This is a genomic window from Ilumatobacteraceae bacterium (genome assembly GCA_033344875.1).
GTDB lineage: Bacteria > Actinomycetota > Acidimicrobiia > Acidimicrobiales > Ilumatobacteraceae > Ilumatobacter.
Genome location: JAWPMO010000001.1, coordinates 3,584,427 through 3,599,817, shown reverse-complemented (window position 1 = coordinate 3,599,817; position 15,391 = coordinate 3,584,427). Strand labels below are relative to the sequence as shown.

The 15,391-nt window shown below is 66.3% G+C and carries 15 protein-coding genes; 13 read left to right on the top strand and 2 right to left on the bottom strand.

Annotation, left to right across the window (positions count from 1 at the left end):
* The first annotated feature begins 79 nt into the window (after positions 1–79).
* Complete coding sequence (locus tag R8G01_16975) at positions 80–775, top strand: ZIP family metal transporter (GenBank protein MDW3215696.1); 696 nt, start codon at positions 80–82, stop codon at positions 773–775.
* A 73-nt stretch (positions 776–848) separates the two neighbouring features.
* Here R8G01_16975 and R8G01_16970 read toward each other — a convergent pair whose 3' ends face one another.
* Positions 849–1,493: a DUF305 domain-containing protein gene (locus tag R8G01_16970; GenBank protein MDW3215695.1), complete on the bottom strand. Its 645-nt coding sequence runs from the start codon at positions 1,491–1,493 to the stop codon at positions 849–851.
* Positions 1,494–2,006: 513 nt separating this feature from the next.
* On the opposite strand from R8G01_16970, the gene R8G01_16965 reads away from it, so the two are divergent.
* The 7 genes from R8G01_16965 (at position 2,007) to R8G01_16935 (ending at position 9,094) form a co-directional block, all read left to right on the top strand.
* Positions 2,007–2,816, top strand: a complete 810-nt coding sequence (locus tag R8G01_16965; protein MDW3215694.1) for a DUF1775 domain-containing protein — start codon at positions 2,007–2,009, stop codon at positions 2,814–2,816.
* Positions 2,817–2,995: 179 nt separating this feature from the next.
* Positions 2,996–4,663 (top strand): copper resistance protein CopC, encoded by a 1,668-nt coding sequence (locus R8G01_16960; GenBank protein ID MDW3215693.1) that lies wholly within the window; start codon positions 2,996–2,998, stop codon positions 4,661–4,663.
* Positions 4,664–4,755: 92 nt separating this feature from the next.
* On the top strand, positions 4,756–5,151 hold the full coding sequence (locus R8G01_16955) for a metalloregulator ArsR/SmtB family transcription factor (GenBank protein ID MDW3215692.1): 396 nt from the start codon (positions 4,756–4,758) through the stop codon (positions 5,149–5,151).
* Between the two features lie 100 nt (positions 5,152–5,251).
* Positions 5,252–7,087: a cation-translocating P-type ATPase gene (locus R8G01_16950; protein MDW3215691.1), complete on the top strand. Its 1,836-nt coding sequence runs from the start codon at positions 5,252–5,254 to the stop codon at positions 7,085–7,087.
* Positions 7,080–7,775, top strand: a complete 696-nt coding sequence (locus R8G01_16945) for an adenylate/guanylate cyclase domain-containing protein (GenBank protein MDW3215690.1) — start codon at positions 7,080–7,082, stop codon at positions 7,773–7,775. Before R8G01_16950 ends, R8G01_16945 begins: the two co-directional genes overlap by 8 nt.
* Before the next feature lie 251 nt (positions 7,776–8,026).
* Complete coding sequence (locus R8G01_16940; protein MDW3215689.1) at positions 8,027–8,581, top strand: M23 family metallopeptidase; 555 nt, start codon at positions 8,027–8,029, stop codon at positions 8,579–8,581.
* A 60-nt stretch (positions 8,582–8,641) separates the two neighbouring features.
* The gene (locus tag R8G01_16935) at positions 8,642–9,094 is read left to right on the top strand and encodes a rhodanese-like domain-containing protein (protein MDW3215688.1); all 453 of its coding nucleotides are present in this window, start codon (positions 8,642–8,644) and stop codon (positions 9,092–9,094) included.
* Between the two features lie 81 nt (positions 9,095–9,175).
* On the opposite strand, the gene R8G01_16930 is transcribed toward R8G01_16935, so the two are convergent.
* Positions 9,176–9,700: a DUF305 domain-containing protein gene (locus R8G01_16930; GenBank protein MDW3215687.1), complete on the bottom strand. Its 525-nt coding sequence runs from the start codon at positions 9,698–9,700 to the stop codon at positions 9,176–9,178.
* Between the two features lie 811 nt (positions 9,701–10,511).
* On the opposite strand from R8G01_16930, the gene R8G01_16925 reads away from it, so the two are divergent.
* The 5 genes from R8G01_16925 to R8G01_16905 all read left to right on the top strand — a co-directional run bounded on the left by R8G01_16925 (position 10,512) and on the right by R8G01_16905 (position 15,293).
* Positions 10,512–10,853, top strand: a complete 342-nt coding sequence (locus R8G01_16925) for a metalloregulator ArsR/SmtB family transcription factor (protein MDW3215686.1) — start codon at positions 10,512–10,514, stop codon at positions 10,851–10,853.
* A complete protein-coding gene (locus R8G01_16920; GenBank protein MDW3215685.1) occupies positions 10,850–12,784 on the top strand; it encodes a heavy metal translocating P-type ATPase in 1,935 nt (644 codons plus the stop codon). Before R8G01_16925 ends, R8G01_16920 begins: the two co-directional genes overlap by 4 nt.
* Positions 12,781–13,251 carry a signal peptidase II gene (locus R8G01_16915; protein ID MDW3215684.1) on the top strand — a complete coding sequence of 157 codons (471 nt, stop codon included), beginning with the start codon at positions 12,781–12,783 and terminating at the stop codon, positions 13,249–13,251. The genes R8G01_16920 and R8G01_16915 overlap by 4 nt, the downstream gene beginning before the upstream one ends.
* A 4-nt stretch (positions 13,252–13,255) precedes the next feature.
* The gene (locus tag R8G01_16910) at positions 13,256–13,960 is read left to right on the top strand and encodes a hypothetical protein (GenBank protein ID MDW3215683.1); all 705 of its coding nucleotides are present in this window, start codon (positions 13,256–13,258) and stop codon (positions 13,958–13,960) included.
* A gap of 97 nt (positions 13,961–14,057) precedes the next feature.
* The gene (locus R8G01_16905; GenBank protein MDW3215682.1) at positions 14,058–15,293 is read left to right on the top strand and encodes a cytochrome P450; all 1,236 of its coding nucleotides are present in this window, start codon (positions 14,058–14,060) and stop codon (positions 15,291–15,293) included.
* The last annotated feature ends 98 nt before the right edge of the window (positions 15,294–15,391 follow it).

The window sequence follows — 15,391 nt, the reverse complement described above, 5'->3', positions numbered from 1 at the left end:
CAGCGAGGCCTCGACGGCGCACCTGCCGAGAACCAGCTTCGAGCACCGGATGCGGGCGGACGCTCGAATGATCACGGTCATGCTGCTGGCATTGCTCCCGGCGGCCGGCAATGTCGCGGGCGGCCTCCTCGTCGAGGTCGTGCCGCAGGCCGCTCGGTGGCGCAACCTGATGTTGCACATGGCGATCGGCGTCGTCATCGCCGTGGTGGCGCTGGAGATCATGCCCGAAGCAGTCGGCGTCCTCGATCGCTGGCAGATCGCAGCTGCCTTCACCGTCGGCGGTGCGCTGTACGTGCTGATCCGTGCCGGCGTGGCCCGATTGGTGCCGGCCGGGAAGAGTCGGATGTGGATGATCTACGTAGCGGTCGGCGCCGATCTGTTCGGCGACGGACTGATGATCGGCGCGGGAGCGTCGGTCGGCACCTCTGTCGGCTTGACACTCGCTTTGGGGCAAGTGCTCGCCGATGTGCCCGAAGGCGCTGCGTCGGTGCTGACGTTCCGATCCAATGGCGTGAGCCGTTCGCGGCGGATGCTGATCAGCATGTCGTTCGCCTTGCCGGCACTGGCCGGCGCGACGGTGGCATACCTGGCACTTCGGGGAGGTCCGGATAGTTGGCAGTTCGCTGCGCTTGTGATCACCGCCGGGTTGTTCGTCGTCGCGGTGGTCGAGGACCTGGTCGAAGAGGCCCACGAGGGCGACGACGAGTCGCGGGCCTCGGTCTGGGCCGTGCTGGCGGGCTTCGTCGCATTCGCCGTGCTCTCCGGCGCGCTATGACATCGCGATCACGATCAGGTTCCGTGTCTGACCGGACGGTCGAACAGCGGAGAATGTCGGCGTACTGCGTCCGTCACAGTCCCAGGCGCCGGATCGCCTGGTCGTATTCGACGACCTCGATGCGTTGGTTGTCGGCCATCTTCGATGCGAACTCCCTGATTTCGGATCGTCTGGCGCGAGATGCGGCACTGTCGGCCATGTGGACTCCACCGAGGTGGTGGTCCGACATGATGTCGAAGAAGAGCCGGTCCGCCTGCGGTCCGGTGCTCGCCTCGAGTGCGGCGAGCCGAGCCGACGTTTGCATGCCGGGCATCTGTTCCAGGGCGACGGGCATGCCCATCCATGCCATCGCGGTGCGGCCGGGGGCGCCGCGTTCGACACCGGCCTCGTCGAGCCATGCATCCATTCGTTCGATGTCGCGTTCTTGGAACAGGATCACCTCTCGGGCGTACGGCGCGGCGTCACCGTCGGGGTTGTTGTCGAGGTAGATCTCGGAGATCTGCAGTGCCTGCTCGTGATGGTCGACCATGTCCTGGAGGAACCCAATGTCGGCGTTGCCGTACGGCTCCTCGCTCGTGTCGGCGGCAGCCCATCGTGCCCCGGCGATAAACACGACGGCGGCCATGATCGCGACCACAGCGACGGCCATGCCGGTCAGAATCCGACGAAGGGCCTCATCGGAGAGGGTCTGCTCGTCGAGTTCCACATCGTGGTCCACCGAATCCGACGGACGCGTCGCCGTACGGTTCATCCTGCTACCTGCCTGACGCCGCTGTGCGCTTGTGCAGCGCAGGCAGTCAGCGCTCGGGCGAGCCACCGACGGATGGCGCCAATCGGACCGACAACGCCGGCGGCGTCCGTGTTCCGGGGACCCAGGACGTGGGTGACTGATGCAACGCTGGCGACCTCGATCACATTGACCAGTGTGCCGCGCCGGGATGACGCCGACTACTCGGGTGCCTCGCCTTGTCACCTCGGTCCACGACCCAGCGGATCATGAGGGTTGCACCCCCCTGCGGTTCGGTGGCGTTCTGGTGGCGCAGGGAACTCCGACCGGGCAGCGCGACACCAGTACGTTCATGAACTGCAATCAAGCGAACATGGTGGCGTCGACATGCGGGCCCGATCCTGACGCGGACGCCGGCCAGCCGACGAGCCGCTTGTCCGGCTCATCGCTTCTTCCCCTATCCCTCGTATCGCCCCCGACAACTTCGACAGCGAGCACCTAGACGTGAACCCTTCTTACATCCGTCGACTCCTCCTCACTTCGCTCGGCGTCATCGCAGCGGTCACCTCCGTCTCGAGCGTCGCAGCTGCCCACATCGATCCCGACCCGACCGAGGCCCAAGCGGGCAGCACCGTCTCGGTGGGCTTCACCGTCGAGCATGGCTGCGACGGCTCCGCAACGGTGAGCCTCGACATGCGCGTTCCCGACGGCGCAAGGGCGATCGTCCCCGAGCCGCCCGACGGCTGGACCGCTGACGTCAGCGAGCGCGTCGTCACGTTCGAAGGCGGCCCACTTCCCGACGATCGACCACTCACGTTCCGTGTCCGGATGACCCTCCCACACACCCCCGATACGACGGTCTACTTCCCGTTCGTGCAACGATGCGAGACCGGCGAGATCCGCTGGATCGACATTCCGACCGACGGCTCGGGCGACGATCTCGACGAGCCGGCACCCGCAATGCGGCTGGTCGGACCGGTCGCAACAACGTCCCCGACCACGAGCCCGCCCGGGACGAACCCACCGTCGATCACCGACCAGCCTCACACCGCACCGACGACGACAATCACGACCACATCGCCTCCGACTACCACCGTTGGGGTCGCCGCCGGACCCGCGACCACGGCGGCACAGGTGAGCACGCCCGACCGATCCGACGCGGCCCCGATCGAATCGCCCACCACCGATCTCACTCTGGCTTCCGAAGAGTCCTCGGACTCCGCCGCCGGTTCCGTGGTGTTTGCGTTGGTCGTCGCCGGTTTGCTCGTGATCGGCGGCATTGCCACATGGCAGATCAGACGCGCCAAACAATGACATCGGATGCGATGGTCGGCGCCTCCTACGGGCGACAATCCGCTTGAGCGAACCACGGCAACCCGCTGGTCGTGCAACGCTACGCCCTGTGGCATGGACGTCGCCCACGTGAAGGATTCCCGGAGTGTCCCGGGCGGAGTTCGGAGCCTCGTACGCGCCTCGAGCGGCAGAGTCGATCGATGAGGCGTTGGGGCCGTCTGGCTTTCGCTGGGCTCGTTGCCGGGTTCGTGGTGCTGGCGGCACCTGGCGCGGTGAGCGCTCACGCCGACTTGGCAACGTCGGACCCACCCGCCGAGAGCGTGTTCGATGTCGCACCGACCGAGATCGTGCTCACCTTCACCGAGGCTGTCGATCCCACCGAAGACGCGCTCCGGGTTGTCGATGCCGAAGGGACGGCCGTCCCGCTCGGGCCGATCACGCAGGATCTTGGTGCGGACACGATCAGTGCGCCGATCACCGAGTCGCTCGCGGACGGCAGCTATGTGGTCGTCTGGTCGGCCGTCTCTGCCGACTCGCACCCGATCAATGGCGCATTCGTGTTCAGCGTCGGGGCGACGAGCGGAGAGGTCGACGAACTGATCGTCGATCTCAGCGACGCCGATGCCACCGGCGCAGTGAGCAGCGGAACATGGCTTGGCGCAGGCCGATTCGCGAGCTACGCCGGCATGGCGGTGCTTGTCGGGGTGCTTGGCGCGTCGGCGTTGCTGGCTCCGGGCTGCTTGCCGTCGCGCCGAGTCGGCAACGTCGCGTTCATCGGCGCCTACATCGCGATGGCAGGCACGGTCGTGATGATCGGCGCACAAGCTCACGTCATCGGTTCGTCGTTCGCTGACTGGGCAGCGGTGGCCGACACCAGGTCGGGCCGCTGGTGGGTGTTGCGTCTCATGCTGGTTGCGGCGCTGACGATCTTGGTTCCGTGGCGGCACACCCTGGTGCGGCGTGCGACACGGGCGGTCGCCGTCGTGGCGGTCACCGGACTGTTCGGGGTTGTCGCCGCCGGCGGCCATTCGATGTCGAGTCGCTACGTCGCCGTCGCGTTGGCGGCGACGGTCGGCCACCTCGGCGCGATGGCGCTGTGGATCGGCGGTCTCTGCCTGGTTGTTTTTGGCGTCGAACGCAACCAGACCGTGTCGACCGCCGTGCGCTTCTCTCCGTTCGCGCTGGGCGCCGTCGTTGCACTCGCCATCACCGGCGCCTTCAACGGTTGGCGCCAAGTCGGCGACATCGGCGCGATCACCGAGTCGAGCTACGGACGCTGGCTCATCGTCAAGCTCGTCGTGGTCACGATCGTCGTGACCGCCGCGGTGGTCGCCCGACGTCTCGTCCGCCACCCCGCTGCCCTATCGGAGCCTGCGCCAGCCACACTCGAAAGCGTCGGCGCCGCCGCGCCGGTACCGATCGGGTCGGTGGTACGACGCACGGTCTCGGTCGAAGTTGCTGGCATGGTCCTGGTCCTGATCGCGACGGCAGGCCTCACAGGAGCCACCCCACCGAGGCAAGCGACGGCCGTCGATGCTGTCGACGTCACGGTCACCGCCGTGCGCGACGACCTCAGCGTCCAGATCGACCTGCTGCCGTCGGTCACCGGTGGCACGACGATGCACGTCACCATTTTCTCTGCAGATGGCGTCGGTGAGCCGGCCGACGAGATCACCGTGACCGCAGAGTTGGCCGATCAACAGGTCGGCCCGATCGAGATCCCGACCGTGCCCGCCGGACCGAACCATGTCACGACGAACGAAGCGAACTTCCCGCTCCCTGGCAAATGGACGTTGATCGTTACGGCCCGCTTCGGCGAGTTCGACCAAGTGGTGTTCGTTGCCGAGGTCGATGTCACGGCGCCATGAACCGGCGACAATGCCGTGCTTGCGGGTATCGCCGGACCCGGCGGAGCGTGTGATCTTCCAGACTCAAACCTGAGGGACATCACCGGTTGCAGATGTCATCAGTCGCGGGCAATACTGAGGATATGGAGATCGCGTCGGACCGTCTGGAGATCGCAGTAGCCGCCCGCCTGTTCCATGGACTGAGCGACCCGGTCCGTTTGTCGATCTTGCTGGAGTTGCTCGGGGGTGAACGACGGGTCACAGATCTGGTGGCGGCGGTGGGGACGTCGCAGCCGAATGTGTCGAACCACCTCGCATGTCTACGTGACTGTGGCCTGGTGATCGACCGGCCGGCCGAGCGCCGCCAGGTGTTCTACTCGATCGCCCGGCCCGAGCTCCGCGAGGTACTGCTGGCATCGGAGCGTCTGCTGGCCGAGACCGGCCATGACGTCCGCTTGTGCACGAACCCGCTGATGGACGGGCGCCATGGGGACCGTTCCGATGGCTGATGCGTGCTGCGGTACCGCTCCGTCCCCGAAAGGTCCGACGAACACGGAATTGTGCGCAGATGAGGGCCGCTGGCGAGTGTGGGCGGCGACGATCGCTGCGGTGGCGTGGCTGCTCGGGGTCGGTCTCGAGCTCTCCGACTTCGAGACGGCAGGGTGGGCGGCGTTCGTGGTCGCGATCGCGGCCGGCGGTACCACCTTCTTGCCCGGTGCGGTCCGCAATCTGAGGCATGGCAGGTTGGGTGTCGGGCTGCTCATGTCTATCGCGCTCGTCGGGGCGGTCATGCTGGAGCAGTGGGGCGAGGCGGCGTCGTTGGCGTTCTTGTTCTCGATCTCCGAGGCGTTGGAGGACTGGGCCGTAACCCGCTCGCGGCAGGGTTTGCGGGCGGTGCTCTCGCTGGTACCCGAAACCACCCGGCTGCGTCGCGGCACCGATACCGTGGAGGTCCCGTCATCGGAGGTCGAGGTCGGGGATCGGATCGTGGTGTGGGCCGGAGAACGGCTCGTGACCGACGGCATCGTGATCGAGGGCCGTTCGTCCCTCGATGTGTCGGCCGTGACGGGCGAGTCGATGCCGGTCGACGTCGAGATCGACAGCCGGGTGCTGGCGGGAAGCATCAACGGCGGTGGGGTGCTCGAGATCGAAGCGACCGCACCGGCCGGCGAGAGCACCCTGGCGCGGATAGTGCGGGCCGTCGAAGAAGCCCAAGATCGCAAGGGCAAAGCCCAGCGGCTCGCGGATCGGATCGCCCGACCGATGGTGCCCGGCATCTTGGTCGTCGCCGCATCGATCGCAATCGTCGGCTCGCTCGCCGGCGAGCCGAGCTTGTGGATCGAGCGGGCGCTCGTCGTACTGGTAGCGGCGTCGCCGTGTGCGTTCGCGATCTCGGTGCCGGTCACGGTGTTCGCGGCGATCGGCGCCGCCACGCAGGCGGGCGTCGTGATCAAGGGCGGCGCCGCGCTCGAAGCGCTCGGCACGGTCCGGGTGATCGCACTGGACAAGACCGGCACATTGACCCGCAACCGGCCGACCGTGGTCGACGTCGTCACCAAGCCCGGTATCGATCGCGACCGTGCGTTGGCGGTCGCCGCCGCGGTGGAGTCGTCGAGCGACCATCCCCTCGCCACTGCGATCGTGAACGCCACACCCGGACTGCTGCCGGCGTCGCAAGTGCACACCGTCGCCGGGTACGGCATCACCGGCACCGTCGCCGGTCAGACCGTGCGAGTCGGCAAGCCTGGGTTCGTTGACCCAGGCGGGCTCGCCGGCGACGTCGCCCGGTTGCAACGCGACGGTGCGACGGTCGTCCTGGTCGAGATCGACGGTGACACGGCTGCGGCGATCGCCGTGCGCGACGAGCTGCGCTCAGAAGCCGCTGACGTGATCGAAGGACTGCACCTGCGTGGTTTGCGAGTTGTGATGCTGACCGGCGACAACGCTGCCACCGCCGCCGCGCTCGCCTCCCAGGGCGGCATCGACGATGTGCGCGCCGATTTGCTCCCGGCCGACAAGACGACGGCCATCGAACAGCTCAGCAAACACGGGGCCGTCGCGATGGTCGGCGACGGCATTAACGACGCTCCCGCCCTCGCCACCGCCCGCGTCGGCATCGCCATGGGCGCAGCAGGCACCGATATCGCAATCGAAGCCGCCGATATCGCGATCATGGGCGACCGGCTCACCCACCTCCCGGACGTCATCGACCACGCCGTCCGTACCCGTCGGATCATGATCCAGAACCTGGTGCTGTCCGGGCTCATCGTGGCCGTGCTGATCCCGGTCGCCGGGCTCGGATGGCTCGGGCTCGGCGCCGTGGTCGCCACGCACGAGCTCGCCGAGATCGTCGTCATCGCCAACGGTCTCCGAGTCCGCCGCCGCCTTCGGAGCGACACCGCCGACACCGAGGCAACTTCGACGTTCGAGGTCGTCCATGCCTGACCCGCCGAGCCGGACCGGTCGCGATGGCGCACACGACACCGGGCCGAACGTCCCCACGATCATGTTCCTCGATCTCACGTCGTTCACCGCGCTGAACGACACCCACGGTGATGACACCGCCGTCGCCATCGTCGACCTGTTCGTCGACGCCGTCGAACATGCAGTCGCCGGACGCGGCCGGATCGTCAAAACCCTCGGAGACGGCGTGCTCCTCCGAATGTCCAGCCCCGAGGATGCAGTTGAGGTCGCGCACGCCGTGAGCGTTCGGCTCCACGACTACGACCGCACACCGGAGCTGACCGGCGGTGCCACCACCGGACCGGTTGTCGAACGAGACGGCGACGTGCTCGGCGCCACCGTCAACCTTGCATCCCGACTCGCCGCCCTCGCCACGGCCGGCGAGCTGCGGATGACCGACCCGCCCGCACGGGCGGCGTCAATGGCCGGCTGGGCTGTCGAACCCCTCGGTCCCACTCCCGTCCGCGGCCTTCGCGAACCGGTGAGCGTCCACAAGGTCATGCTCTGTGAACCCGACGTCTGCGTCGTCGACCCGGTCTGCGGCATGCGGATCACCCCCGGACCCACCACGCCGACCATAGTCATCGACACGAGACAGCTCTGGTTCTGCTCGCCGACGTGCCATCAACAGCTGACCACCGCCCAGCACCGGCACCAGACCGCGCCATGAGGAGTTGTCGACCACATGATGGACCCCGAGAGATGGTGGGGCTGCGCGCAGGTGTCTAGAAGTAGGACTGGTTCTGAGTGGGACCGCTGCGCTTGGTGGGTGTGGACGTGATGCTGCTTACTTCGACGACTGCCCGAACTGGCGGGCGGCGGCATCGCATCTCGACACCCTGGCGGCAGAGATTCCACGCGACACCCCAGTGGTCGTCATAATTCCGTTGCGCAACCGACATCCAACCGTAACATACCCGGATGCCTTCGACACGGAAGCACTACATCGCCGCTCTCACCGGACTGGTCATCTCGTTGCTCGGACCCCACGTTGCGAACGCGCACGAACGACCATCGTCATCGGAATCAGCCACGGTCGCGCCGCTCGACGCATGCCCGGTCGCCGGCCCGAACAGCTTCATCGACAGCTGGGGCGACGCCCGCTCGTCGGGACGCCGACACGAAGGCGTCGACATGGAGGCCGATCACGCGACCCCGGTGGTCGCGGTGCGCGACGGATCTGCCGAGTTCAAACGCAGCAACCTCGGCGGCAACGCCATCTGGCTGACGGCCCCGACCGGTGAGCGGTTCTACTACGCACACCTCGACGATTGGGCAGGCGAAAGCCGTGTGGTGCAAGCCGGCGAGGTGATCGGCTACGTGGGCCAAACCGGCAACGCTCGCGGTGACCATCTTCACTTCGAGGCGCGGCCCGGCGACACCGCAGTGAACGCATACCCACTAGTCGACATCGCATGCGGGCCGTCAGCCCGACTCGGTCTCACCCCAATCCCGTTCCGCCCACTCCTCCGCTGAACCCCGAGCGGCATGTCTACGACCGGCCCGCAAGCACCGACCGCAGTATCCTGAGACGCCATGTCGTACGTGATCTCTCGCTGGCGGCTCGCGGCCCTGGGCGCCTCGCTCTCACTGGGTGCAGTCGCATGCGGCGGTGACGACACCGACCAGGGCAGCGTGGACACGGCTGTTGACACCGTGGTGACCGCCTCGCCAAGCCGACTCCTCGACGTCGACGACTTCGTCGACTCCGTCGACTCCGAGCCCTCCCCTGTGCTGGTGAACGTGCACATCCCGTACGAGGGACACATCGGCGGCACGGACGCCTTCGTTCCGTTCGACGAGATCGGCGAGTGGGACGACTTGCCGGCCGATCTCGACGCACCGATCGCGCTCTACTGCCGATCGGGCAACATGTCGGCGCAAGCAACCGACACCCTCGTCGATCTCGGCTATACGAACATCGTCGACCTCGAGGGCGGCATGAACGCCTGGACGGCGGCCGGCAATCAGCTGCAGACGAGCCGCTGACGACCAACATGCGGTCGTCGGGCCGGACGGGGCCCGCGCTTGGCACCGCGCGGCCGGCCCGCCGTCTCAAGCCATGGCCGGTCAACCGCACGTTCGAATGCTGGTACCGGTGAAGTCGGGGACGGGGCGCTCCTCGGCTTCGGCCGCGGTCGCGACGGCCCCCTTCTCCCCGATGTCCTCGATCAGCCAGTCCATCTCTGCGATCTCGCGGCGCTGGGCCTCGATGATCTCGACAGCGAGTTCACACACTCGGTAGTCGGCCAGCTCCGAGCGCTCGCTGGTCAAGATGGCGATCGAGTGGTGCGGGATCATCGCCCGCATGTAGGACCGATCCTGAACCGTCGTCTGGCTGCGGACCAACCAGAGCGATCCTGCGAACAGCAGGACGGCAGCGGCCACGATCCCGACGTTGACCATGGTGCTCTTGTACATGCTGAGCATGAAACCAAGCATGATGACGGCCATCGTCGCGCCCATCACTACTGCCATGTAGGCGCGCGTCTCACTCCACCTGACGTGGTCCCACGCGTACGTGTTGAGGTACATCAGCCCGAACATCACGATCGTGGAAGTGGCAATCATCGCCCCGAACCGGAGGTAGCTCATGTGAACACCTCCGGCAGCCGAATGGTCCTCGGCGTTCTCGTCGCCCGTTTCTCTGTCCGGACTGACGTGGGTCCGCTCCACTTCCAGTTCGTCAGGTGCTTCGCTGTCGCGTATTGATCGAGTCTCGTCCATGACCGCACTCCTACCCGAGACACCGATCATCTACTCGACACGTCATAGGACCTCGGTCGAGGTCGATTCGCCTGCAGCACCTAGCTGCGTCGTCGGTCCCGCCACCTAGGGCCCGAACGATTCCAATACAAGGTTGGTTGCATTTCGGCCGTGAAGTGGTCAGTAAGTCGCGATCGTGGGCTTGGACGACGTCGCCTCCGCGGTGAACGACATCGAACAGCGGCGGGCTGCGCTCGATCACGTCCTTGTAGCCCGCGACGACGCAATCCGCCAGGCGTTCGCCGAGGGTTTTCGCGATCGGAGCGATCGCCGAGGCCGCGAAGATCACCCCGCCGGGGTCGGCAGCATCCTCGGTCACCCGCGCCAACGCGTCGGGCGACCGCCCCGACGACCTCGCGCTGATTGACCCAACGTGCGGTCAAACTCTCTGAGCGCTGGTGGCCGCGGCCCGCAACGGTGGGACGTGCCACGTGTGGTGTGTGGCGTGCGTTCGTCAACGTGGTCTTTGCTTCACTACCGGGCACATGCCGACTTTCATGTCACGGCGACTGCTTGCTCGCTGCTGCGCAGGAGACCGCGGCCACAGTACTGTCGACGGCCGTCTGCGCACTCCCGTGGCGACAGTTTAATGTATGGCCAGATGGCGGTATCATCGGCACACACCGATGGGAAGGCATGAATGGCAATCGACTCGAGTTCCGATATTGGAGTAGCGGCGCAGCTCTTTCGTGGGCTTGGCGATCCGACACGGCTGGCGATCTTGGGCGAGCTCCTGGGCGGTGAACGGCGGGTCGTGGACCTTGTCGAGACACTCGGGTGCTCGCAGTCGAATGTGTCGGGGCATCTGGCCTGTTTGAAGGAATGCGGGTTGGTTCTCGACCGGCCCGAGGGCCGATCGGTGCATTATCGGATCGCTACCCCGGCCGTGATCGATTTGCTTCGGCACGCAGAGGTATTGCTCACTGAGGTGGGTCAGCACGTGGCGCTGTGTCGCAACTACCGCACGGGAGACGATCGATGAGTTCCGATGTGGCAGCGGATCTCGCTCCCGGTGAGGTCCCGTCTGGCGCTGATGCGTTGTTGCCGGCGCTGTGGCGGTCTCGGGAGGTGCGATGGTCGGCGGGCAGCGGTCTGCTGATTGCGGCCGGCTATTTGGCCGGGCCGGTCGGTGCCCCGGGTGCGGTGTCGACGGTGCTGTTCATCGTCGCCGCGCTCGTGGGTGCGCGGTTCTTTGCTGCCGAGGCGATCGAGGAGCTGATCAGCGAGCGCGAGATCGGCATCGAGTTGCTGATGACGGTTGCTGCGGTCGTCGCTGGTGCTCTCGGCGCGTGGTCCGAGGCGGCTGCCCTCGCGTTCTTGTATTCGATCTCGGAGTCCCTGGAGGAGTTCACTGAGGATCGCACTCGCGATGCGATCGCCAAGCTGTTGGATCTCGCTCCACGCCGGGTGACCGTTGTCGATGCCGGTGGCAACGAGCGTGACGTCGATGTCGATGAGGTGGCAGTCGGCGACCGGTTCTTGGTCCGTCCGGGTCAGAACGTCGCCACCGACGGCGTCGTGGCGGAGGGTGCCTCGGCGATCGACGAGGCTGCGGTCACGGGTGAATCGATTCCGGTCGACAAGACGGCCGGCGACAAGGTGTTTGCCGGTACCGCCAACAGCCACGGTGCGCTCGTCGTCGAAGCAACGGCCACGTCGGCAACGAACACGCTTGCTCGGGTGGTCGAGCTGGTCACCGAAGCCCAAGAGAGTAAAGGGCAGGGCCAGCGGTTCATGGAGCGTTTCACCGGCGTGTACTCACCCGCCGTGCTCGCCGCCGGAGTCCTGATCCTGATCGTCGGGGGCGCCGTGAGCGGCGAGTGGGGTGAGTGGGCGCTGCGCGCAGCAACGGTGTTGGTCGCCGCTGCACCCTGCGCTCTCGTCATCTCGATCCCGGTCACCTACGTCGCCGCGATGGGCCGCTCCAGCCGCTCTGGTGTGCTCATCAAGGGCGGCGTTTACCTCGAAGAGCTCGGCCGCCTCCGCGCCATAGCCCTCGACAAGACCGGCACCCTCACCCGTGGCAAGCCGGAGCTCACCGAGCTCCATCCGACGGGCACCCTCACCGACAACGAGCTGCTCGTCTTGGCGGCCGCTGCTGAACGGCGCTCCGAGCACCCGATCGCCCGGGCCATCGTGTCTGCCGCCGACCAGCGCGACCTCATGGTGCCCGAACCCGACAGCTTTACCGCGGCCGTCGGCGGCGGCGTCCACGCCAGCGTCGATGGCACCGAACTCACTATCGGCAGCCCTGCCTATGTCACCGGCCAAGGCCACGATCTCAACACGATCAGTGACCTCATCGAGCGCCTCGAGGCGGCCGGCAACACCACCGTGGTGCTCGCCGAACCTGACGGAGTTCTCGGTGTTTTGGGTGTCGCCGACACACTTCGTCCCCGGGCCACAGCGACGATCACCGAACTGCGCGATCTCGGCATCGAACACATCGTCATGCTGACCGGCGACAACCCACGCACCGCTGCCGCCATCGGTTCCGAGGCAGGCATCGACGAGATCGGCGCTGGCCTCAGCCCCGAGGACAAGGCTGTTCGCGTCAGAGACCTGGTCGACCGCTACGAGCATGTTGCGATGGTCGGCGACGGCATCAACGACGCCCCGCCGCTGGCGGCTGCGTCGGTCGGCATCGCGATGGGCACCGCCGGCAGCGACATCGCTCTCGAGACTGCAGACGTTGCACTCATGGCCGACGACCTCGCCAAGCTCACCACCGCGATCAGCACCGGGCGCCGCACGCGCCGTGTCGTCACCCAGAACCTGGCTTTGTCGTTGGTGATCCTCGCAGTGCTGGTCCCCACGGCGTTGTTCGGGATCATCGCCTTGCCCGTCGCCGTGCTCGCTCACGAAATATCTGAGCTTGCGGTCATCCTCAACGGCACCCGCATGGCCCGATGAACTTTCTGCACCGCCAACTCCTCATTGTCGCTGCCGCGACGATCATCGCCGATCTGGCGGCCAAGGCGGCGGCGGTGCGGTGGCTGACCGATCCGGTCGATCTCGGCGTCATCACCGTGCGGGCGACCCAGAACTCCGGCGTGGCGTTCGGCATCGGTGCCGACCAACCTTTCGCCATTGTCGCCGCACTCACCGGCGTGGCCGTCGTCGCGATCGCTGTCGCGGCCTGGCGCGGTTATATGGGCGGACCGGTCGGGGCCGGACTGCTCGTCGGTGGCGGTATCGCCAACCTCACCGACCGCCTGGTCGGCGGCAGTGTGGTGGATCTTTTCGATCTGGGCTGGTGGCCGGTTTTCAACTTCGCCGACGTCGCCCTGACCGTCGGCGTGGCTCTCATCGTGTTCACTTCGCTTCGCGACGACTCCACAATCACAGTCGAGTCAGCCGAGGAGAACGAACGTGTCTGATCTGTTGACCGTCCTGCTGTTGGCCCTGCTTCCCGGCGTCGGTGTCGCCGCCGGAGGTCTCATCGCCGAACTCTCACCGAGTTCCGAGAGATGGCTGAACTGGTCGCTTCATGCCGCCGCCGGAATCGTCATCGCGATCGCAGCCATCGAAGTGTTCCCCGAAGCGCTCGACAGCGTGTCCCGCTGGATGGTCGGCATCGCGTTCGCCATCGGTGGGCTTGGCTACGTCGCGGCACAGCTGTTGATCGACAAGCGCACCGAAGGATCCGGCCGGGTATGGATGATCTATCTGGCCGCAGCCACCGACCTGTTCGGTGACGGCTTGCTCATCGGTGCCGGCACCGCCGTCTCCGCCGATCTCGGTATCACCCTCGCGATCGGTCAAATCATGGCCAACATCCCCGAAGGTTTCGCATCGTTGACCACCTTTCGAGCCAACGACACCCCGCGGACCACCCGGCTCTGGCTCACCGCCGCGTTCATCATCCCCGCCGTTGCTGCTGCATTGGTCGGCTTCCTCGTCCTTCGGGGCCGCCCTGAAGCGTGGCAGTACAGTGCACTCACCGTCGCCGCCGGCCTGTATACCGTCGCCGCGTTCGAGGACGTCATTCACGAGGCCCACGAAAAGACCGATGACAGTCACCGCTCGACCCTCGCGCTGATCGCCGGGTTCGTCCTATACGTCTTCACCTCGGCAGTCCTGAGCTGAGTGACTGCGCCACGTCCCAACTGGGCATCGTGAACGGTGCTGCCGTCGCACATGCCCTCTGCCCACGAAACCCGAGACAACAGCAGGCACCTTTAACATGCACTCACCATCTCCACAGGGAACCCTCGGCTTCTTGCTCCACGGCTACGACTACATCGGCCGCGAGTGCAACCGCCGCGACGCCGACGCGTTCCGAACCCGTCTGCTCGGTGTTCCCGTGACATGCATGCGCGGCGCCGAAGCCGGCCGAGTCTTTTACGACCAGAACCATTTCGAGCGTGCCGGAGTCGCCCCACGCCGTGCCCGACGCACGTTGTTCGGCGAAGGCGGCGTCCAAGGACTCGACGACCACGCCCACCATCACCGCAAGTCCATGTTCTTGTCCCTCATGTCGACTGCTGCCGTCGCCGACTTGGCCGAACGAACCCGGATCGGCTGGAACGAAGCCACCACGCGATGGGAGCGAAGCGAAGCGCCGGTCGTCCTGTACGACGAGGCAGGCCAACTCCTGTGCCGCGCTGTGTTCGACTGGGCCGGGGTACCGATCGACGACGACGAGGTCCCGCATCGCACAGACCAGCTCCACCACCTGATCGACAGCGCCGCCCGCATCGGGCCATCGCACTGGCGCGGACGGCGCGCCCGAACCCAGATCGATCGGTGGGCCGAAGGACTCATCGGCGCCGTCCGCAACGGAACCCTCCACAGCTCTCCTGAACGGGCCCTGCACACCATCGCCACCCACCGCGACAGCGACGGCAGGCTGCTCGACCGACACGTCGCCGCCGTCGAACTGATCAACATCCTTCGACCCACCGTGGCGATCGATCGGTTCATCGTGTTCGCCGCCGTTGCTCTCCACTCGCACCCCGCGTGGCGAGAACGTCTACGGACCGACGACGACACCGTCGAATGGTTCGTACAAGAAGTCCGCCGAACGTTCTCGTTCTTCCCGTTCACCGCCGCCCGCGTGCGCCAACCGTTCGACTGGCGCGGCGTTCACTTTCCCCGAGGACGCCTCGTTCTTTACGACCTCTACGGCACCAATCACCACGACGAACTCTGGCCCAAACCAGACACCTTCGAACCCGAGCGGTTCCGTCACTGGGACGAAGACCCGTTCAGCTTGGTCCCCCAGGGCGGCGGAGACCACGCACACGGCCACCGTTGCCCCGGCGAATGGATCACCATCGAAACCATGAAGGTCGCCGTGGAAATCTTGACCCGTACCATCGACTACACGGTGCCACCCCAAGATCTCCGAATCAGCCACCGCAACCTCCCCACTCTCCCCAACAGCCGCTTCGTCCTCAACAGCGTGCGCCGCCGATGAGCCAACCCACCGTCAAGGCTGCTCGACGTCGACTGCGATCCGATCGGAACTTGTCGATGCCCTTTCATCAGCTCCGCGAGATGGAGTTCAACCTCTTC